The organism is Mesorhizobium sp. BHbdii, from assembly GCF_053848045.1.
The window spans coordinates 1-421 of the sequence record NZ_JBSPKX010000262.1; the positions used below are offsets into that span (position 1 = coordinate 1).

At 63.9% G+C, this 421-nt stretch carries 2 protein-coding genes; both read right to left on the reverse strand.

Translation table 11 applies throughout. From position 1 onward, the window contains the following. On the reverse strand, positions 1-153 hold a 153-nt coding region (locus tag ACWTU8_RS32940; RefSeq protein WP_455851391.1), incomplete at its 3' end, for a creatininase family protein. Positions 154-207: 54 nt separating this feature from the next. Continuing rightward, positions 208-421: RidA family protein (locus ACWTU8_RS32945; protein ID WP_455851390.1), on the reverse strand; the 214-nt coding region annotated here is incomplete at its 5' end.

The following is a 421-nucleotide window of genomic DNA, read 5'->3' on the forward strand; positions in this document are numbered from 1 at the left end:
CATGATCGAGGTGTCGGTCGAGACAGGCAGATGCGGCCCATGCTGCTCGATCGCGGCCACTGGCAGAATGGCGATCGTCGCCTCCGGATCGATCGAGGCGTATTCGGTTGTCCGGTAGTCGCCCCACCAGACGCGTCTTCTTGCAGCGGTCATGTCATGCCTCTTCGATGAACGGTGAGACCTAGCGCGGGACAGGCCTGCTGTCGATCACCCGGCCGCGATGACCTCTACCTCGACCTTGAATTCGGGGCGGGCAAAGCCGGAAACGATCATCAGCGTCGAGGCCGGCGCCGGGCTCGAAAACAGCCGGTCACGGACATCCATATAGGGCCGCAAATGGGCGCGGTCGGTGACATAGGCGTTGATGCGCACGATGTCCCCGAGCCCCAGCCCGGCCTCGCCGAGGATCGCCTCGATGTTG